Source organism: Cellulomonas sp. P5_E12 (genome assembly GCF_054049315.1).
The window spans coordinates 28,555-48,809 of sequence record NZ_JBFUMP010000016.1 but is presented as its reverse complement, the minus strand read 5'-3'; the positions used below and the strand labels follow the sequence as shown (position 1 = coordinate 48,809).

At 72.2% G+C, this 20,255-nt stretch carries 16 protein-coding genes; 12 read left to right on the top strand and 4 right to left on the bottom strand.

Going from position 1 to position 20,255, the window contains the following annotated elements; translation table 11 throughout:
- The first annotated feature begins 71 nt into the window (after window positions 1-71).
- From ACXJKA_RS13765 to ACXJKA_RS13750, 4 genes are all read left to right on the top strand, one after another.
- Window positions 72-3,284 carry a BTAD domain-containing putative transcriptional regulator gene (locus ACXJKA_RS13765; protein WP_456825770.1) on the top strand — a complete coding sequence of 1,071 codons (3,213 nt, stop codon included), beginning with the start codon at window positions 72-74 and terminating at the stop codon, window positions 3,282-3,284.
- Window positions 3,285-3,314: 30 nt separating this feature from the next.
- Entirely contained in the window at window positions 3,315-4,730 is a 1,416-nt protein-coding gene (locus ACXJKA_RS13760) for an FAD-binding oxidoreductase (RefSeq protein WP_456825769.1), read from the top strand.
- Between the two features lie 6 nt (window positions 4,731-4,736).
- Complete coding sequence (locus ACXJKA_RS13755; protein WP_456825768.1) at window positions 4,737-6,332, top strand: GMC family oxidoreductase; 1,596 nt, start codon at window positions 4,737-4,739, stop codon at window positions 6,330-6,332.
- Window positions 6,333-6,637: 305 nt separating this feature from the next.
- A complete protein-coding gene (locus ACXJKA_RS13750) occupies window positions 6,638-7,612 on the top strand; it encodes a patatin-like phospholipase family protein (protein WP_456825767.1) in 975 nt (324 codons plus the stop codon).
- A 22-nt stretch (window positions 7,613-7,634) separates the two neighbouring features.
- Here the strand turns inward: ACXJKA_RS13750 and ACXJKA_RS13745 are convergent, their stop codons facing one another.
- Window positions 7,635-8,537: an alpha/beta fold hydrolase gene (locus tag ACXJKA_RS13745; protein WP_456825766.1), complete on the bottom strand. Its 903-nt coding sequence runs from the start codon at window positions 8,535-8,537 to the stop codon at window positions 7,635-7,637.
- A 231-nt stretch (window positions 8,538-8,768) separates the two neighbouring features.
- Between ACXJKA_RS13745 and ACXJKA_RS13740 the strand changes: the two genes are divergently transcribed.
- The gene (locus ACXJKA_RS13740; RefSeq protein ID WP_456825765.1) at window positions 8,769-9,251 is read left to right on the top strand and encodes an Hcp family type VI secretion system effector; all 483 of its coding nucleotides are present in this window, start codon (window positions 8,769-8,771) and stop codon (window positions 9,249-9,251) included.
- A gap of 20 nt (window positions 9,252-9,271) precedes the next feature.
- On the opposite strand, the gene ACXJKA_RS13735 is transcribed toward ACXJKA_RS13740, so the two are convergent.
- A complete protein-coding gene (locus ACXJKA_RS13735; RefSeq protein ID WP_456825764.1) occupies window positions 9,272-9,697 on the bottom strand; it encodes a MerR family transcriptional regulator in 426 nt (141 codons plus the stop codon).
- A 57-nt stretch (window positions 9,698-9,754) separates the two neighbouring features.
- On the opposite strand from ACXJKA_RS13735, the gene ACXJKA_RS13730 reads away from it, so the two are divergent.
- Window positions 9,755-11,041: an MFS transporter gene (locus tag ACXJKA_RS13730; protein WP_456825763.1), complete on the top strand. Its 1,287-nt coding sequence runs from the start codon at window positions 9,755-9,757 to the stop codon at window positions 11,039-11,041.
- Window positions 11,042-11,064: 23 nt separating this feature from the next.
- Window positions 11,065-11,814 carry an SDR family NAD(P)-dependent oxidoreductase gene (locus ACXJKA_RS13725; protein ID WP_456825762.1) on the top strand — a complete coding sequence of 250 codons (750 nt, stop codon included), beginning with the start codon at window positions 11,065-11,067 and terminating at the stop codon, window positions 11,812-11,814.
- 19 nt (window positions 11,815-11,833) lie between these two features.
- On the opposite strand, the gene ACXJKA_RS13720 is transcribed toward ACXJKA_RS13725, so the two are convergent.
- Window positions 11,834-13,060, bottom strand: coding sequence for an FAD-dependent monooxygenase (locus ACXJKA_RS13720; protein ID WP_456825761.1), 1,227 nt, complete (start codon window positions 13,058-13,060; stop codon window positions 11,834-11,836).
- 212 nt (window positions 13,061-13,272) lie between these two features.
- Between ACXJKA_RS13720 and ACXJKA_RS13715 the strand changes: the two genes are divergently transcribed.
- Entirely contained in the window at window positions 13,273-13,797 is a 525-nt protein-coding gene (locus ACXJKA_RS13715) for an RNA polymerase sigma factor (RefSeq protein WP_456825760.1), read from the top strand.
- Between the two features lies 1 nt (window position 13,798).
- Complete coding sequence (locus ACXJKA_RS13710) at window positions 13,799-14,623, top strand: hypothetical protein (protein ID WP_456825759.1); 825 nt, start codon at window positions 13,799-13,801, stop codon at window positions 14,621-14,623.
- 40 nt (window positions 14,624-14,663) lie between these two features.
- On the opposite strand, the gene ACXJKA_RS13705 is transcribed toward ACXJKA_RS13710, so the two are convergent.
- Window positions 14,664-14,852 (bottom strand): hypothetical protein, encoded by a 189-nt coding sequence (locus ACXJKA_RS13705; protein WP_456825758.1) that lies wholly within the window; start codon window positions 14,850-14,852, stop codon window positions 14,664-14,666.
- A gap of 258 nt (window positions 14,853-15,110) precedes the next feature.
- Between ACXJKA_RS13705 and ACXJKA_RS13700 the strand changes: the two genes are divergently transcribed.
- From ACXJKA_RS13700 to ACXJKA_RS13690, 3 genes are all read left to right on the top strand, one after another.
- Window positions 15,111-18,422, top strand: coding sequence for a hypothetical protein (locus tag ACXJKA_RS13700; RefSeq protein ID WP_456825757.1), 3,312 nt, complete (start codon window positions 15,111-15,113; stop codon window positions 18,420-18,422).
- 140 nt (window positions 18,423-18,562) lie between these two features.
- Window positions 18,563-19,102, top strand: a complete 540-nt coding sequence (locus tag ACXJKA_RS13695) for a hotdog fold thioesterase (protein WP_456825756.1) — start codon at window positions 18,563-18,565, stop codon at window positions 19,100-19,102.
- A 46-nt stretch (window positions 19,103-19,148) separates the two neighbouring features.
- A complete protein-coding gene (locus tag ACXJKA_RS13690) occupies window positions 19,149-20,180 on the top strand; it encodes an alpha/beta fold hydrolase (protein ID WP_456825755.1) in 1,032 nt (343 codons plus the stop codon).
- Window positions 20,181-20,255 lie beyond the last annotated feature (75 nt).

The following is a 20,255-nucleotide window of genomic DNA, read 5'->3' as shown; positions in this document are numbered from 1 at the left end:
TGCCGACGCATCCCGTGCAGCACACTGCACGAATGAGGGCGGACGCGCCCGGAAGCACGGTGCCCCTCCGGGTGAATCTGCTGGGGGGCTTCGACGTCCGCGTCGGAGACCAACCGGTCCTGGACTCGTGGCGGTTGCACCGGGCCAAGTCGCTGGTCAAGCTGCTGGCGCTCGCCGAGGGGCACCGGATCCATCGGGACGTGGTGACCGAGACGCTCTGGCCGGGTCTCGACCGGGCGGCGGCGGCCAACAACCTTCACCAGGCGCTGCACGCGGCGCGGCGCGCCCTCGGGTCGGCCGGGGGCAGCCCCGAGCTGCTGCGCCTGCACGACGACATCCTCACGCTCGGCCGCGTCGGGGCCGTGCAGACCGACGTCCAGGACTTCGAGGCAGCGGCGCGTGCGGCGCTGGAGTCCGGTCGGGCGGAGGACTGCCAGGCGGTGCTCGACCGCTTCGGCGCTGACCTCCTGCCGGAGGACCGGTTCGAGGACTGGGCCGACGAGCCCCGACGCCGGCTCGACCGGCTCCGCGCAGCAGTCGAGGGCGTCCTGGCCGAGGCCCTGGTCGACGCGGGCCGGGCAGAGGAGGCGGTCCGTCTGCTCCAGGCCTCGGCCGCCGCTCACGCCACGGACGAGAGGCGTCAGCGGACCCTGATCCGGGCTCTCGACGCGACCGGTCGGCACTGGGACGCGATCGAGGCCTACGAGTCGCTGCGGTCGACGCTGGAGGACCGGTACGGATCGTCTCCCGAGCCGGCGACCGTCGAGCTGCAGCGGCGGGTGCTCGCCGGGCAGGTCCCGCTCGCCCACCGAGCCGCCACCAACCTCCCGGTCGCCGCGACCACGTTCGTGGGTCGCCACCGGGAGCTGGCCGAGCTGCACGCGCTGGTGGACCGGACCCGGCTGCTCACCCTGAGCGGCCCGGGCGGGGTGGGCAAGACTCGACTGACCGTCGAGCTGGCCCGCCAGCTGACGACCTCGCCGGCCTTCCCGGACGGCGTGTGGTTCGCCGACCTCTCCGGCCTGAGGGACGGCGCCCACGTGACGTCGACCGTCGCGGCCGCTCTCGGACTGACCTCGCTCGACGCGGCCGTCCGTCCCGCCGCGGTCGCCGACCTCGTGGCTGAGCGGCGACTGTCCGTGGTCCTCGACAACTGCGAGCACGTGCTCGACGCCACCGCCGTGCTGGTCGAGGCGATGCTCGCGCGCAGCACGGGGCTCCTCGTCCTGGCGACGAGCCGCGAGCCTCTGCACCTCCCCGGCGAGGTGGTCTGGCGCGTCCCTTCGCTGGGTCTTCCCGACGCCGGACGGGCGGTCGACCCGGCGGCGACGGCCCAGCACGAGTCGGTCCAGCTCTTCGTGCGGCGGGCCGTCGAGGTGGCGCCGCAGTTTCGTCTGGACGCGTCGAACGCGACAGCCGTGGCTCGCATCTGTCGTCGCCTGGACGGCATCCCGCTGGCGTTGGAGTTCGCCGCCGCGCGCGCCGCCCACCTCGCCCCGGCAGAGATCGCCGGGCTGCTCGACGACGCCCTGACGACCCTCACCGGCAGGACACGACGTGCGCCGGACCGCCAGGTCACCCTCGAGGCGACGCTCGACTGGAGCCACGACCTGCTCGAGCCGGACGAGCAGGTCCTCCTGCGCCGGCTGTCAGTCTTCGCCGGCGGATTCAGCCTCGTCGCCGCGGAAGATGCCTGTGCCGGTGGCCTGTCGCGGGAGGTCCGCGACGTCCTCGCCGGCTTGGTCGACAAGTCGCTCGTGGTCGCAGACACGAGTCCCGCAGCCGAGGCTCGCTTCCGGCTCCTCGAGGTGGTCCGGCAGTATGCCGCCCGGCGCCTGGCCGATGCCGGCGAGGCCGCGGAGCTGATGCGCGTCCATGCGCTGTGGTACGTCCGGCGCGCAGCGGTGCTGGACGCCGAGCGCAACGGGCCGATCGCCCGCGAGCCGGACGCGTGGTTCGCGCTCGAGCTGGAGAACCTGCGCGTGGCGCTGGAAACCGCTCTGCACGAGAACCCTGACGGCGCTCTGGAAGCGGTACTCGCCGCGTGGCGCCTCCTGCTGGCGCGCGGCATGCACGCCGAGGGGCGTCGGTGGCTGTCCCGCGCGCTGGATGTGTCGACCACCCGAGGCGATCTCCGGGCGCGCGGACTGTTCGCGATGGCCGTCTTCGAGGTCCGGCTCGGGCGCGCGGCGCTCGCCGCCGACCTCGGCGCCGAGATCGCGGCGATCGGCCGGGGACTTGCCGATCCGGATCGCGCCGCCGAGACCTTCCAGCAGGAGGCGCTGCTGACGATGCTGGCCGGCGACTGGTCGCGCACCGATCGGGTCGTCGCAGCAGCGGATCCCCTGGTGGCGGCGTCTCCCGGTGCGTCGGCCGCGCACCATCACCTGCGCTCCCTGCTCGACCTCAGCCGGGGCGACATCGAGGCCGCGCTCGCCACCGGCCTGCAGGCCGTGACCCTCTTGGACCGGATGCCCCACGACGCCCCGCCGTTCTTCCCCGTGTGCTCGTTGGCGTTCTCCGTGGGGCACGCGAGGAGTCTGCACTTCCCGGTCTTCGAGGAGACCATGCTCGCCGGGCGACGAGTCGGCGTGGCGCAGGCGACGGGATACGTGTGGTCCACGCTGGCAGCGGCCGAGCGCATGGACGCGCGGTACGCAGCAGCAACGGCCGCACTCGACCGGGCCGGGCGGACCTTCCGTGCTCTCGATGACAGGGCGGGCCAGGCCCACGTCCAGGTCCAGCGTGGCCACCTCCTGCGGGAGATGGGCGACCCGGAATCGAGTCGCGGGTGCTTCACGTCCGCGGTCGACCTGCGTGCCGGCATCCAGGACCAGCGCGGCACCGCGATCGCACTGACCGGCCTCGCCGTCTCCGAGGCCGCTCTCGGGAGAGCGTCGCGAGCGCGCTCCCTGGCCGGCGAGGCCTGGCGGCTGCTGGAGGGATCCGGCGACCTCCCCGGTCGATCCGGAGCACTGGACAACCTCGCCGCGGTCGAGGTCCTCTCCGGGCAGCTCGACCGCGCCGCCGACGCCGTCGAGCGGGCCTTGTCGCTCGCGGCCGTCCCGTCCACGTACCGCTCCGTGGGGTGGGAGCACGCACTCCTGGCCGGACTGCGACTTCGCCTCGGCGACACCGAGGGCGCCGCGGCCGAGCTCGACGCCGCGCACGCCGTGTTCGACGAGATCGGCGAGCGGCGCGGACTCGCCGTGGTGGGCCGGCTCGGCGGCCGGATCGGTCGTGCAAAGCCGTTGCTCAGGGGGCACGAGCGAGGATCGCCGTGATCCAGCCTGACGACCCGGGAGGTAGCAGAGATGAGCATCCAGTCGATCGGCGAGGCGACGCTCGCTGAGTTCCGCGACGACCTCGAGGGCGCGATGGTCGCCCCGACAGATCGCGACTACGACGAGGCGCGACACGTCTGGAACCACATCATCGACCGGCGCCCGGCCGCCGTCGTGCGCTGCGCCGGCGTCGCGGACGTCGTCGCCGCCGTGCGCTTCGCCAGCAGCGAGGGGCTGCCCGTCGCGGTCCGCGCCGGCGGGCACAGCGTGGCCGGCTTCTCCACGTGCGACGGCGGGCTGGTCCTCGACCTGGGCCCGATGCACGCGGTGCACGTCGACCCGGTGTCACGAACGGCCCGGGTCCAGGGCGGCGCCGTGTGGAAGCACGTCGACCGGGAGAGCCAGGTGCACGGACTGGCAACGACCGGTGGTCTGGTCTCGTCCACCGGCGTCGGCGGCTTCGCCCTCGGCGGGGGCATCGGACACCTGGCCCGCAAGTACGGCCTGACCTGCGACAACCTCGTGTCCGCGGAGGTGGTGACAGCCGACGGCCGGGTGCTGCGGGCCAGCTCGGAGGAGAACGTCGACCTCTACTGGGCCCTGCGCGGCGGCGGGGGCAACTTCGGCGTGGTCACCTCGATGGAGCTGGCCATGCACCCGGTCGGGCCCGTCGTCCTGGGCGGCGTCGTCTTCTACCCCGGCGACCAAGCCGCTCAGGTCCTCGCCGGCTGGCGGGACGCCGTCGCCGGGACGCCGGACGGCCTCACCTCCCTGGTCAACCTCACCTCCGCGCCGCCGCTGCCGATGCTGCCCGCCGACGTCCACGGCACCAAGGTCGCCGCGGTGGTCGCGTGCTGGACAGGCGCTGCCGACGTGGGTGAGGAGGTCCTGCGGCCGCTGCGGACCCTCGGCGACCCGATCGCCGACCTGCTGGGCCCGATCCACTACGTCGACCTCCAGCAGCTCGTCGACCCGCTGTGGACCCGAGGCGCCTCGAACTACTTCACCTCCGCGTTCCTCGACGAGCTCCCCGACGCCGCGGTGGAGCTGTACGCGGACGCGCACAGGCGTGCCGCCGGACCGCCCGCCCTCTGCGAGCTGCATGTCCACCAGCTCGGCGGAGCGGTCGGACGGGTCCCGACGGACGCGACGGCGTTCGCCGAACGGCGCGCACCGTTCGTGATCAACTGCCTCGCACGGACCTCGGTGGCGGCCGAGTCGGCGCCGCTGGTGGACTGGGCCAGGGCGACGCGCGACGCGATGGCACCGTTCGGCAGTGGGGCGATGTACGTCAACTTCACCGGTGAGGGAGAGCCTGCCCGAGCCCGAGCCTGCTACCCGCCGCAGACCTACGAGCGCCTGTCCGACGTCAAGCTCCGGCACGATCCGGGGAACATGTTCCGGTTCAACCAGAACGTCCTTCCCGCTTCGATGGCAGCGGCGTGAGCCGTCATGTCGGCGGGCTGGGACGTGGTCGTCGTCGGTGGCGGCGCTGCCGGCTGCGTGCTCGCCGCCCGCCTGAGCGAAGACCCGTCGCGGCGGGTGCTGCTGCTCGAGGCCGGCCCCGACCATCGGGTGAACCCTCCCGACGACGTCCGTGACGGTCGCCGGGCGACCATGCAGCACGACTGGGGCTACACCGAGGTGCCCGGCCCGGACGGCGCGGCACGACCACTGCCGCGCGGGCGGCTGCTGGGAGGGTGCTCGTCGACCAACGCCACCTTCGCCCTGCGGGGTCACCCCGGCGACTACGACGCCTGGGCGCGGGCCGGCAACCCGGGATGGTCGTTCGCCGACGTGCTCCCCGACTTCATCCGGCTGGAGACCGACGCGGACCACGGCCCGGAGTCCTGGCACGGGGACAGGGGGCCGCTGCCGATCCGCCGGTACTCCGACGCCGAGCTGACCGACGTCGCGAGGGCCGGAGAGGAGGCGCTGCGGGACCTCGGCTGCGCACAGGTCTCGGACCTCAACGCCCCGGGAGCCGTCGGCGTCGGTCGGATTCCGACGAACTGTCTGGACGGGAGCCGGGTCAGCACGGCGATCGCGTACCTGCCGCGCGACGGGGAGCGGGCGAACCTCACCGTCACCTGCGGCGTCGAGGTGCGCGACCTGCTCCTCGAGGGCGATCGGGTCGTGGGGGTCCGGCTGCTGTCGGGGGAGGTCGTCCACGCCGACCGGGTCGTGCTCTGCGGTGGCGCCTACGGCAGCCCGGTGCTGCTCCTACGGTCCGGGATCGGTCCGGCTGAGCAGCTCGAGGCTGTGGGTGTCCGGCCGCGGGTCGACCTTCCCGGGGTCGGCGCGAACCTCGCAGACCACCCGGTCGTCTCCGTCGACCTGCGCCACCCCGGACCCGTCGACCCGGTCCCGGTCTTCCAGGTCGCCGCCACGGCCCGGACCGACGGCGCGGACGCGACCGGTCCGCCCGACCTGCAGCACATGGTCGGTGGGCCCTACCTCGACGGCGGGGCTGCGGCGTTCTTCGTCGGGACCGCACTGCTCAAGCCGCGCTCGCGGGGCAGCATCCGACTGGTCGACGACGACCCCACGACGGCCCCGCTCATCGACCTCGGGTACTTCCGCGAGCCCACGGATCTCGACCGGCTCGCCGAGGGGTTCGTGCGCGCGTGGGACGCCTGCCGGCAGGGAGCCGTCGCCCGCCTCTCCGGCGGGGCCGAGCTGAGGCCCGGCCACGACGTCCGGCCGGGTGATCGAGCTGCGCTGCGGTCGTGGATCCCGCGGGCCGTCTGGACGTACCACCACCCCGTCGGCACCTGCGCGATGGGGCCCGACGCCGCGCAGGGTGCGGTCGTCGACGCGAGCGGGCAAGTCCACGGCGTGGCCGGTCTGTGGGTGGTCGACGCGTCGGTGATGCCCGACATCCCGTCGGCCAACACCCATGTGCCCACGATCATGATCGCCGAGCACGTCGCGAGTCGCTTCGCCGACCAGGGTCGTCGTCCCGTCGCTCTCGTGGGTGAGACCGCCGAACGCCGGTTCCCAGCGGCGGTCCAGGTGCCCGGCCACCCGGAGCGCGTAAACGGCTAGCTTGTCCGGACCGCGTGACCGGTTCACGAGGCTGCGACCTTCGACAGCGGTCCCGTCGTGGGGCGGGCGGAGCCTGGCGCCCGCCCCGTCGCGGGAGCCGACGGGGGTTCACGGCAGTGGGCGTGAAGTCGATTGCGAACTCTCGTCACTGCTGTGTAGCGTCCCGACCATCGTGACCCGTCGTTGGGAGGTGAGACCCGTGAACGCAGTATCCGCACTGGGCGCTCCCTGCGGTCCACGATCGCGCGACTGAGCTGGTCGCCATCGGGAGCCGCCCGCCAGGCACTTCGCGAAAGGCGACTCCCATGAACACCACACCCTCGTCACACTCCGTGTCGACGACCGCCTCCGACCAGGATCAGCCGCAGATCGACGCCACCGGGCGGGTGCCCGCCACGGGCGAGCGAGCGTTGGTCCTCGGTGGCGGTGGATCGACCGGCAACGCGTGGCTGATCGGCGTCATCGCCGGCCTGTTCGATGCCGGGCTCGACGTGACCACGGCCGACCTGACCATCGGCACCTCAGCCGGCGCGACGGCCGCCGCCCAGACGGCCGGCGCGACCCCGACCGAGCTCCTCGCCGCCACCCTTGCCGCGGCCCCCCAGCACGGGACCGCTCCGGTCGGGCCCGCCAGGGGACGTGCCACGGGACCGGTGGCCGACCACCTGGAGCGGTTCAGGCAGATCATCGCCGCCTCCGAGGATGCGGCGGACATGCGCCGCAGGATGGGTGCGGCGGCGCTCGAGAGGGATGCGGCGTCGGACGGCTCCGCGCAGGCACGGTGGCGCGCCGTCGTCGCCGCCCGGCTCCCCGCTCTGCGCTGGCCGGAACGAACGATGCTCATCACGGCGGTCGATGCCCATACCGGTGAACCGATCGTCTTCGACCGCCACAGCAGGGTCGACCTGGTGGACGCCGTCGCCGCGAGCACGTCCGGCGGTGGCTCCACGTACAGCATCGGCGGCAGCCAGTACATCGACGGCGGCTACCGGTCCAACGCCGAGAACGCTGACCTGGCAGCCGGATACGGCCGGGTGCTGGTGCTGTCACCACTGGGCGGCAGGTCGATGTATCCGCCGGAGTGGGGTGTGCATCTCGCGGCGCAGGTCGAGGCGCTGCGCGCAGGCGGCTGCAGGGTCGAGACGGTCTTCCCGGACAGCAGCTCCGAGCACATGTTCGGCGCCAGTGCGATGGATCCGTCGCTGCGGCCGCCCGCCGCGCGAGCCGGGTACGAGCAAGGCCGAGCCCTGGCCGGGCAGCTCGCCGAGCTCTGGCGTTGACGTCGCGTCGACCCTCGGCAGGTCACGACGGGGGAGGCTCCCGGGCGGGTCTGCCGAGGGTCAGGAAGTCGGCGATCTCGTCGAGCACGCGGTCGGGCTGCTCGAGGTAGGTGAAGTGGCCGCCCGGTAGGACGGCGAGACGCGCGTGCGGGATCGCGTCGGCGATCCGACGCACGACGGCGAGCGGGACGAAGTCGTCGTCGCCGTGGAGGACGAGCACGGGGACGTCGAGATCACCGAGCAGCGGGACGAGGTCGTAGTCGGGCCGGGACCACGTGTCCGCGTACAGCTGCTCCTCGATCACGCGCGCCGCGACCACGGCGTGGGGCGAGAACGTGGTCCGGAGTCGGCGGACGACGGTGTCGAGCAGCGCGGGGTCGCGAACGGCCGGGGCGAAGTGCAGGCGGTAGTACTCGGCCTCGGTGGCGATGTCGCCGGCTCTGAACGCCGGCGAGGCGCGGAGCTCAGCCATCCGCCGGAGCTGCTCGCCCGTGCGCTGCCGACCCAGCTCGAGCCGGAAAGCCTTGGCGTCTTCGTGCGAGACCGGGGCCGTGTTCATCTGTACGAGATGGGAGACACGGTCCGGGTGCGCGAGCGCGTACTCGAGCGCCAGCAGCCCACCCCAGGAGTGTCCGACGACGGCCGTCGACGCGAGACCGGCCGAGGCTCGGACGCGATCGAGGTCCTCGACCTCCGACGCCATCGTCACCCGCCCGGGGTCGCTGCCGTCGAACGAGCGACCCCGCCCACGCTGCGCATAGGTGATGACCCGGAACCGGTCGCCGAGCCGCCACATCTCCGGGAGCAGGTACTCGTCGTCGAAGTCGGGCCCGCCGTGCACGAGGACGACCGGCTGCCCGCTGCCGGTCTCCCGGACGTGCAGGCGGCCGCCGTCGACGGGGACCGAGCTCTCGCGCACGATCATGCCTACCGCTCGAGGTCACGAGCGCGCGAGTCCCCGTGAGACATCCACCCTGAATCTCAGGTCAGCCATCACGCCCACGTCGAGCTCCTCGCCTGGTCGGGCGTCCCCTCACAAGGTGGCCGTGGTGAATCGCGACCTTCGCGCAGTCAGCTCAACGATGGTTGACACCGGCCACCGACAGGACGACCTTGGGGGTCGTTCGCGAACACACCCGAAGGTTTGGACGGTGTCATGGCCACGTCGATGTTCGCCCGCATCGGCGCGATCAAGGGTGAGTCGCGGGATGCCAGGCACAAGGACGAGATCGAGGTCCTGTCGTGGTCGTGGGGCGTGTCCCAGTCGGGACCCGCGGGCCACCCAGGAGGCGGCGGCGTCGGCAAGGCCAGCTTCCACGACGTGACCTTCACGCATCACATCGACAAGGCGTCGCCGCTGCTGATGAAGGCGTGTGCCACGGGGCAGCACATCGCGGATGCCACGATCACGGTCCGCAAGGCGGGCGCCAGCCAGCAGGAGTACCTCATCATCAAGATGACCGACGTCCGGGTGATGAGCGTCTCCATGAGCGCCAGTGCCGAGGAGGACACCACGATGGAGGCCGTCGTGCTCACCTTCGTGAAGGTCGACCTCGAGTACAAGCCGCAAAAGCCGGATGGCTCGTTGGACGCTGGGATCCACTTCAAGTACGACGTCAAGGCGCAGAAGGAGGGCTAGACCCCGTCGCGCGAGTCGGCCTAAGAGACGGGGTCGGCGGCAGGCTCCGCGAACCGGCCACGCGCGCGTGCGGCCTCCAGGATGGTCGCCGCGTACTCGGTCCGCTGCAGGTAGTCGCTCAGCGTCTGGCGGCTCTTCGTCAGGCAGGCGATCCGCTCGTCGAGCCCCGTCAGTTCGTCGGCGAGCATCTCGGCGACCTGCCGGGGGCAGGAGGCGGCGAGGTCCTCGGCCTGGGTGTCCTCGAGGTCGAGCAGCACCTTGGCCAGCCGGGTCGGCACGCCCGCACGCACGAGGCCGACCACCTGCCCGACGCGCGCGACGTCGCGCTCGTCGTACGTCCGGTACGTGTTGGTGGTGCGGGCCGGGGCGATGAGCGCCTGCTCCTCGTAGTACCGCAGCAGCCGGGTGGAGACGCCCGTTCGGCGGGACAGCTCACCGATCTTCACGATGGTCCTCCGATCCGCTTGACCTTCACACTGATGTCAAAGTCTAGCGTCGACGACATGGACTTCACCCGGACCCCACCGGCCGGCATCCGCACCGGGCTGCCGTGGCCGAGCCTCGTCGTCCTCGGTGGCGCGACGTTCGTCATGGTCACCGGGGAGATGCTTCCCACGGCGGTCCTGCCGCAGATGAGTGCCGACCTCGGCGTCACTCAGGCACGCACCGGCCTGCTCGTCTCCCTGTGGGCCGCGACCGTCGTCCTCGCGACGTTCCCGCTGGTCCGGCTCACCCGCCGGTGGGACAGGCGCACGGTCGTCGCCGGTGCGCTCGTGGTGTTCGCCGCGGCGTCCGCGCTCACGGCCGCTGCCCCCACCTACGAGGTCGCCGTGGCCGGACGGCTGCTGGGCGCCGCCGTGTGCGGGCTGCTGTGGGCGACCGTCAACGCGCACACCGCCGACATCGCGCCGTCGCGGCACCTGGGCACGGCCGTGTCGGTGGTGCTCGGCGGGGCGACCCTCGGCACCGTCGTCGGCGTGCCGCTGGCCAGCCTCGTCGCCCGCGGGTGGGACTGGCGGGTGGCGTTCGGGGTGCTCGCGCTGCTCGGTGTGGTGGCGGCGGTCCTCGTGCGGACGGTCGTCACGACGAGCACGGCGGATGTGTCGAGGACGGCAGGGTCGCACGACGAACCCGCCGCGGCACCTGGGCAGCTGCGTCCGGTGCTCGTGGTGGCGGGTCTCGTCGGACTCGTGCTCGTCGGACACTTCGCCGCGTTCACGTTCATCACCCGGCTCGTGGCCGACGCGGCCGCCGGGCTGCCCGGGGGCGTCAGCGGCGCGCTGCTCGTGTTCGGGGAGTCCTCGGCGGTCGGGCTCGCGCTCGTGGGGCGGGTGGGCGACCGGAGGACTGCTGCGGTGCTCGTCGGGGCAACCGCCCTGGTCGCGGTGTCGCTGCTCGCCCTCGTCGTCGTCGGTGGTCGCCCGGTGGCCGGGCTGGTGGTGCTCGTCGTGTGGGGCCTCACCTCCGGCACGCTGCCACCGCTCGCCCAGACCCTCATCATGCGGGTCGCCGGGCCCGAGCACCGGAGCGCCGCCGGCACTGTCATCCCCGTGGTCTTCAACGGCGGGATCGCCGTGGGGGCCGCGCTCGGCAGCGTCGTCGTCGACCGGGCGGGGACCGCAGCGCTGCCCGTGCCGGCCGCGCTGGTCGTGGCGGTGGCGGCCATCGGGCTCGTCGTCGCGACAAGGTCACCCGCGGGCGAGCGGGTGAGGGTCCCCGAGCAGCTTCGCAGGCCCCGGTCGATACGAGGTGCCGGCGCGACGTCGCGGGCCACGGCATCGTCACGGTGACATCGTCGGCGTTGAATGAGTCCATGCCGTCAACGAAGGAGTGGAGCGGTCGGGTCGCGCTCGTGACCGGTGCGTCGGGGTCGATCGGCGCGGAGGTCAGCCGCGTCCTGGCCGCCGGCGGGGCGTCGGTCGGCGTCGTCGGCCGCAACCGGGAGGCGCTCGACGGGCTCGTCGCCGAGATCGAGGCCGCCGGCGGCACGGCACAGGCGCACGTGGCCGACGTCCGAGACGCGGAGATGCTCGCTGACGTCGTGGCCGCGCTGCCCGGCTCGGTCGACGTCCTGGTGCCGCTCGCGGGCGGTGACGGCGCGCCCTCCGCCACGGCGGAGCTCGACCCGGCGCGCTGGCGTGCGGTGATCGAGACTGACCTGACGTCGGTGTTCCTCACGGTGCACGCGGTCCTGCCGGGCATGCTCGCCTCCGGCCGAGGCGTCATCGTCACGGTGGCGTCGACCGCGGGACGGCGGCCGTCCCGGGCGAACGCGGCCTACGCGGCGGCGAATGCCGGCGTCGTGATGCTCACCGAGCACCTCGCCAAGGAGTACGCGTCCGCGGGAATCCGGGTGAACTGCGTCGCACCCTCGATCGTCGAGACCGCGAAGCTGCGCTCGCGCATGCCGGCCGACGCCCTCGCGGGAGTCGCGGCGCAGGTACCGTTCGGCCGGATCGGGCAGCCGGCCGACGTCGCCGCGGCGATCGCGTACCTCGCGTCCGACGATGCGTCGTGGGTGACCGGCACGACCTTGGACGTCACCGGGGGAATGACGTTGTGAGGGTCGGCCAGGTCCGGATCTACACAGGGGTCGAGCGGGTGAGGCTGATGGAGTCCAGCGCCCGGGCCGGCGTCGCCTGCAGCTGGAACAGCCGGCGCTGCACGGTCGGTGGCATCCGTGCCACCAGACGGATGAGCTCCGGCAGGAGGCGGACCGCGATGGTGGTCCGGGGGATCAGGGTGGACATGATCGTCGGCCCGATGGCGCGGGCCTTCACGGCGAGCTCGCGCACGCGGTCCTCGTAGGCACGGAGCCCTGCTTCGTCGTCTCCCTGGGCTCGGGCCAGCTCCTGGGCGAGGACGTAGGCGCCGACGACGGCGACGCTGGTGCCGCCGCCGACGGCCGGGCCCGGGGAGTAKCCGGCGTCGCCCACGAGTGCGACCCGGCCCGTCGTCCAGCGGTCCATCACGATTTGGGAGATCGAGTCGAAGTAGAAGTCCTCGGCGGCATCCATCTCGGCCAGCATCCGCGGGACCTCCCAGCCATCGCGGGCATAGATCTGGTGCAGCGCCCGCTTCTGCCCGTCGACGTCGCGGTGATCGAGCTCGAGCTCGTCGTCCCGCCGGAACAGGAACCCCCCTCGGGCCGATTTCGTCCCGTGGACCGGGTAGATCGCCGCGACCCGGCCCGGCGCGTTCCAGACGATCATGCGGCCGTGCAGGTCGAGATAGTTGGGCATCGCCGCGAAGGCGAGATAGCCGCCGAGGAATCGACGGAACTTCTCCTCGGGCCCGAACACGAGGCGGCGGACGATCGAGTGCAGCCCGTCGGCGCCGATCACGAGGTCGAACCGGTCGGCGGCCGAGTGCTCGAACCACACGTCGACGCCGTCGGGATCCTCGTGAATCGATCGGACGGAGTCCTCGAACAGGTAGTGCACGCGCTCTCGCGTCGCTTCGTACAGGATGCTCGCCAGCTCGCCGCGCATGATCTCGACATGCCGCCCTGAGATCCCCGCGACGAGGTGGCCCATCGGGATGGCGAGCTCCCGGCCGCCGTGACGCTGGAACGACACGACCTCGGTGCGGGTGCGGGCGTCGACCACCGCGGCGAGCACGCCCGTCCATTCGGCCACATCCATCGCCGGCCCGAACAGGTCCACCGCGTGGCCGCTGGTTCGCACCCTGGCCAGCGGCATCCGCTCGACGACCGTCACATCGAAGCCGTGCCGATCGAGCCAGTACGCGGCGACCGGGCCCGCGACGCTGGCGCCCGAGATCAGGATGCGCCGGGCGGGCCCAAGCATGTCGTCCACGGTAGCGCGGGTCTCCCGGGCGCAGTCCACCAGAGGCGAGGGGTCATCGTCGTGACCGCCTGGAAGAGAGGAACCCCGTGGGAATCCCGGTTGGCGCCCGACAGGAGTAGACCAAGACCACCAGATCTCGGCGGCCACTCAACGTTTCCCCGCGGCGGTTCGTCTACCTCTGTGACGGCCTACGCACCGGAAAGGGGGCCGGGATGAACCGTTGGGAGCCGGTCCTCACGGACCTGGTGCGCAACCGCGGCGGCGCACTGGTGCACTACGCCACGCTGCTGTGCGGGGACCGGCGCGAGGCCGAGGACCTCGTCCAGGACGCGCTGGTGCGGGTCTTCACGACGACGCGTCGGCCGCAGGGGAGTGGCCCCGGCGACTTCGCCGCGCTGGAGCACGTCGAGGCTTACGTGCGTCGGACGGTCCTCAACCTCTACCTCGACGGGTATCGCCGACGACGGCGCTGGGCAGCCGTGCGACACCTCCTGGGTGCCCAGGACTCAGCGGCCGGGCCTGACCTGGCGAGCCCGGAGCACCTGGACCTCGACTCCGCGCTCGCCGCGCTGCCGCCGCGCCAGCGGGCGTGCGTGGTGCTCCGCTTCTACGCCGACCTCACCGTGCCGCAGATCGCCGAGGACCTCGGCGTCTCGCCCGGCGCGGTCAAGCGTCACCTGCACGACGCCAACGCGAAGCTCGCCATGAGCCTCACACCCGTCGGAGAGGAGGAGTGACATGAACCTCGAGGAGCTGCTGCGCCGGGAGCGGGACGTCGTCCCTCCGAACCCGCTCGTCGATCGTGCGGACCAGATCGTCAGCCGCATCCGCCGTCGTCGGCGCGCCCGTGTGGCGGGTGCAGCCGCGGCAGTCGGGAGCGTGGCCGCCCTCGCCGTGCTCGCCGTCGTCGTCGGACAGCTCTTCCCGAAGGCGACGGCACCGGCAGAGCCGAGCCCGACCACCACGTTCTGGACGTTGCCGATGGACGACGGTGAGACGCCGCTGGAGCCGGGCTCCTATGTGTTCCCCGTGATGGACACCCTCCGTTGGCCGACGACGCTGCCCGTGGTGTCGGTGCCCGCGGGCTACGCCGCCACGGAGGACGCCGCCGGAGTAGAGGTGGGCACAGGCAACGACGCCGACCGCAGGATGCTGCGGATCTGGGAGATCTACAGCGTCTACTCCCACCCGTGCGACGCGATTCGGCGCACTCTCAAAGTCGGACCCACGGCGGCCGACCTCGCCGACGCCCTGGCCGCACAGCCGATGCGCGACGGCACCACCCCCGTCCCGGTGACCATCGGCGGCTACGACGGGTTCTATGTCGAGCTCTCCGTGCCGGACGACATCGACGTCGACGCCTGCCCTGGGGGGAAGTTCTTCAGCTGGCCCGGCCGCTGGCAGCAGGGTGCCGGGCAGGTCGACATGCTGTGGGTCGTCGACGTCGACGGGCAGCGCGTCGTCTTCGACGCCTGGGCCATGCCGGGCGTCAGCCCGCAGGAGCGCGCCGAGCTCCAGCACATGGTCACCACCGCCACGTTCGTCCCGACCGTCGACCGCTGAGACCCCTCGCTCCTGGCAGCGCGGGAAGTCGACAGCGGGATCAGGCGCGCACGACCACGTCGCCGGAACGGTGCAGCTTGTGCCAGGGCAGACGCGCTCCGGCGACGGCGCTGGCGATGGACTGGATGACGACCAGGTAGATGAGCTGGCGGTAGAACACCTGCTGGAGCGGCAGACTCCAGAGCGGCTTGAGGCTCTTGCGGTCGAGGCGCAGCGCGTAGGCGGCCAAGCCAGTCCGAGCCGCCGCCCGCCGCTGGTGGGGCCCCGCGATCAGAGTTTGTCGTCACACGCACTCAACCAACACAGGAGACGACTTCCATCCCCGGCCCGCCAGGAGCGGCGGTGCTGCATTCAGTCCGCACTTTTCCGTCGACCCGCGCTCCCAGCCCAGCACCGCGGCGGCCGGCGACGCCGCTACGGTTGCGTTGACCTGTGATTTGTCCTGGAATGTCGAGACGGACTGCTTCGTGCCGACGAGGCGGCGGTCATGATCGGAACACTCGTGCGTCAGTTCCTGCGTCCGGCCGCCGTGGGGCTGGTCGTCGCCGTCGTTGGGGTGCTCGCGGCCGTCGGCGCCACATCGGCGGCCGCGGTGGATCCCAACGTGACGGGCACGCTGTCGCTCTTCAAGCGCATCGAGAACCTCGACACGGGGTCGGGCGAGGGTCGCCGCGAGCTGTGGATCATGACCGCGGTCAACACCGAGGACCCCCAGTACACATTCACGGGGAACGGGCTCAACGGAGTCCAGCAGAGGGTCGTGCCCGCAGGCGCCTACACCATCAGCGAGTCGGGCGGGGTGGACGGCTACGCGTTCGTCGACTGGAACTGCGGCGCGGCAGGGACGTTCACCTCACCGACCCCGGTGGTGACTGTTCCCGCCGGCGGGTCGGTGACGTGCACGGTTCAGAACCGGGCCCAGAGTTCGTTCCTGACGCTGCGCAAGACCGTGGTGGGCGGACCGGCGGCGCCATCGAGCTGGCAGCTGCAAGCGCAGGGGCCGACGAGCTTCTCCGGCACGGACGGCGTGCGAAGGCAGGTGCAGATCGGGCAGTACACCCTCTCCGAGTCCGGCGGTCCCGCCGGGTACGTGCCGAGCACGTGGAAGTGCGTCGGCGGACAGCAGCCGTCCGGGTCCGGGACGACGGTCGTGGTGGCCTTGGGCCAGGACGTCACCTGCACCATCACGAACACGCGCGAGCAAGCGGCGCCGCACCTCCTCACGCTCGCCAAGGACGTCGTCGGCGGGCCAGCGCAGCCAGCGGACTTCGAGCTGAGCGCCGTCGGGCCGGGCGGCACCGTGGTCGGGCCTTCCGGTTCGCCCACGGTCACCGCCGTGCCCGTGGGCCCAGGCGCCTACACGCTGTCCGAGCGCCCGCTGAACCCGGCCGCGAACGCGGGGTACGGCGCCGGTAGCTGGACGTGCTCGTCGGGCACCCTCGTGGGCGCCGTTCTCACGCTGACCGACGGAGACGGAGACCCGACCTGCCGCATCACGAACACCTGGACCGGCGGGTACCTCACCCTGGCGAAGACCGTCGTCGGAGGCACGTTGTCCCCGACCGCGTGGACCCTGACTGCTGCGGGACCCGGAGGGGCAGCGCTGTCGGGACCGCACGGCGATCCCGCAGTCACGCACGTCGCCGTCCCGGCGGGGACGTACGCGCTGGGAGAGACGGGACCGGGCAACTACACCGCGTCGACGTGGAGCTGCACGACCGGTGGCGTGGCGCCGGCCTCCGTCGTGGTCGGGTCCGGCTCCGACATCATCTGCACCGTCACCAACACCATCGACCAGGCCAGCCTCACGCTGGTCAAGCAGGTGGACGGCGGGCCGGCCCAGCCGGCGGACTTCACCCTGCGGGCGGAGAGCACGAATGGGGTCGTCGTCAGCGGTACGTCGGGCTCACCGGGCGTGACGCAGGTCCCCATCGAGACGGGTCAGACGTGGTCGCTCTCCGAGGGTCCGGTCGCCGGGTACGTGCCGGGGTCGTGGTCCTGCCAGGGGGCGACGGCCGTGGGCGACGTCGTGGCGATCCCCGAGGATGCGGATGTGACCTGCACGGTGACCAACCACTGGACGGGTGGGTTCCTGACGCTCGTCAAGGAGGTCCAGGGCAGCTCGGTGTCGCCGGCGGCCTGGATCCTCACGGCGCAGTCAGCCGACGCGACTGTGCAGGGGCGCAGCGGGACAGCGGACGTGACGTCGGTGACGGTGCCGCCGGGTGACTTCTCGTTGTCGGAGTCGGTCGTCGCGGGGTACTCGCCCTCCGCGTGGGACTGCGGGCCCGCAACGGTGGTCTCGTCGGTCGTCACGGTGACCGAAGGGCAGAACGTCACGTGCACCATCGTGAACACCGCGACGCAACCGCACCTGACACTCGTGAAGATCGTCGACAACTCGGCCGGTGGCACGGTCCCGGCGTCGGCGTGGCTTCTGCGGGCAGATGGTCCGGTCTCGCTGTCGGGTTCGACGGGCGACCCCTCGGTGACGCTCGCACCCGTGGTGCCCGGCGCATACGCGCTCACCGAGTCGCCGGCGAGGACGCCCGGCTACGACGCGTCGGAGTGGACGTGCCTTGCCGGGGGCGCCATCGTGCAGCGGGCCCCCGGTGTGGTGACGATCCCGGAGACAGCGCCGGACGGGTCCCCGTTCTCCGAGGACGTGGTGTGCACCATCCGAAACACCGCGCAGGCGCCGATCCTCACGCTGCGCAAGAGCGTCGACAACTCCGGCGGCGGCCAGGCGACGCCCGACGCGTGGGAGCTGATCGGGATCGGGACCGACGACCTGCTCGTCGGCCGGAGCGGCGCGCCGACGGTGACGGACGTGCCGGTGCACGTCGGAACCTTCGGGCTGGCCGAGAGCGGTCCACCGAACTACGCCATGGACGGGTGGACCTGCTTCCAGGCCACGGGGGAGCAGCTCACCGTGTCGGTCTCCGGGGAAGTGGTGTTGGACCTCGGCGACGACGTGACCTGCACCGCGCGCAACCGGTGGTCCCTCGCCCAGGTCACGCTCGCCAAGGTCGTCGACGGGGGACCGGCCGCCCCGGCCGACTGGACGCTCGCGGCCAGCGGGTCGTTCGGCGAGTTCTCGGGCGTCTCGGGGACGCCTGAGGCGACGGGCGTCGTCGACCCCGGCGTCGTGACTCTCGACGAGGTCGCCCTCACCCCGACCGCCGACCAGGGCTACACGCAGGTCAGGTGGGACTGCGGCCCTGGCCACCCCGTCACCGGCAACCAGGTCTTGGTCGCGGCGAACGACGAGCTCACCTGCACCGTTACCAACGAGTGGCACGGGTCGCTCCTGACCCTCGTGAAAGTGGTGGACGGCGGCGCCGCCACCGGGGCGGACTGGACGCTGTCGGCCGTCGGCAGCGCGTCCCGGGTCAGTGGCATCTCGGGGACGCCGGCCGTCACCGCGGCGTTCGTCGTGCCGGGCGACTACCAGCTGGCGGAGTCGATCGGGCCCGCGGGGTACCGCAGCGAGGGCTGGCAGTGCGACGGCGGGACGCTGCTCGACGACGTCCTCACGATGCCGGGCGACGACGACGTGACCTGCACCGTGACCAACGTGTACGAATCGTTGCCGCCGACGCCGCAACCGACGCCTCCGTCGCCCGTCGGGCCTGTCGTGCCGGTGCCCGGCGGCGCGGTCTTGGCCGACGAGCAGACGCTGGCGGCGACCGGTGCGAACGGCGCCGGCTTACTGGCGGTCGGTGTTCTCGCGGTGGCCGCGCTGCTCCTGGGCGCTGCGATGGTCATTGCATTCCGTCCGCGTCCGCATCGATCGTGACGTTGCGGTGCTGGCCGCCGATGGGTACATGAGTCCGTCGTGACGGCAGGGTCCCGTCGCCCGCTGGCCGGCTCACGTCCCCACCACATGCGGTAGTTCTACGGCTGACTCGGTGCCGTGGAGCCGACAGCATCGAGAGCATGCCCCGAACCCGTGAATCACACCTCGACGTGCCGCTCACTCGCCCGGACGACGGGCTCCCCGGCCATCCGGCATCGGGAGTCCAAAGCCTTCCCGCACGTGCACGTCCGACGAGCGCCGCGATCTGGCACGGAAGTCCCGACCTGAGCACGGCGAACGAGACGAGCGCAGGCAGTGCGATAGGCCACCTCGGCATCGAGCTCACCGAGCTCGGCGCGAACTACCTGACCGGTCGGATGCCGGTCGACAGCCGAACGCGCCAGCCATTCGGGATCCTGCACGGCGGCGCATCGGTGCTGCTTGCCGAGACCTTGGTCAGTTGTGCGGCCACCTTCGTCGCCGACCCCGGCAAGGCGTGCGTCGGCATGGAGATCAACGCCAACCACCTTCGGCCGGTGACCTCGGGCTGGGTCACCGGCACTGCCCGGCCGATCGCGTTGGGCCGTCGCAGCCAGGTCTGGGAGGTCCGGATCGTCGACGACAACGACAGGCTCGTGTGCATCTCACGGTGCACGATGGCGGTCATCGAGGCGCCGTGATGCAGGCCGACGACCGGCCGTACCGGCGTTGCTGTTCACTGGTGTCGTGGCTGTGCGTGAGCAGCGCTGGGGGACGGCGCACCTGGACGATGGCGGAAAGGTGGCCTACGCGCTGACCGGCACCGGTCCGCTGCTGGTGGTGGTGCCGGGCTGGCTGAGCCACCTCGAGCTCGGCTGGTCGATCCCGGCCGAGCGCATGTTCCACGAGGCACTCTCCTCGGGTCGGACGCTCGTGCGCTACGACCGCCCGGGCTGTGGGCTCTCCGATCCCTATGAGGGCCCCCGGACGATGGCGCTCGAGCTGGCCACGATCCGTGCGGTGACCACGGACCTCGGCGCCACGAGGTTCGACCTGTTCGGCTGGTCGCTGGGAGCGCCGGTGGCTGCGCAGTGGGCCTCGGAACGACCCGAGACGGTCTCCAAGCTCGTCCTGTACGGCGGCTGGGCGACCGGCGCCGCCATCGGGGACGACGACAGCCGGCGCCATGTGCTGGGGCTGCTCGCCACCCACTGGGGGCTCGGCTCGGACCTGCTCACCGACATCTTCGCTCCTGACGCCGATGCCGGGACCCGTCGGGTGCTGGCCCAGTACCAGCGTGCCGCCTCCTCGGCCGAGACGGCGGTCGCCCTCCTCGGCCTGGCCTACGACCTGGACGTTCTACCCGCCCTTCCGCGGATCTCCGCGCCGACGCTGGTGCTGCACCGGCGGGGAGACCGTGCGGCACCTGTCGGCCAGAGCAGGACGCTCGCTGACGCGATCCCGGGCGCCCAGCTGGTCGAGCTCGAGGGCAGGTCGCACCTCCCCGCACTGGGCGACGCGGAGGCGGTGGTCGAGCACGTGCGGCGTTTCCTCGGCCTACCCCGGCTACGGCGCGCCGTGCCCACCGGCCTCACCCCGCGCCAGACGGAGGTCGCGGCGCTGGTGGCCGAGGGCCTCACGAACCGCGAGCTGGCGTCGCGCCTCGGGATCACCGAGCGGTCCGCCGAGTCGCACGTGGAACGCATCCGGTGGCGTCTCGGCTTCAGGTCGCGTTCCCAGGTGGCTGCCTGGTACGTCGCGCGCGAGGGGCTCACGTGAGGTAGTTCCGCCACCGCGTCCGCTCCGTCGGTCCAGGAGCATCGGTGCGTGTTCCGTCAGGTTCTGGGCAGGGTT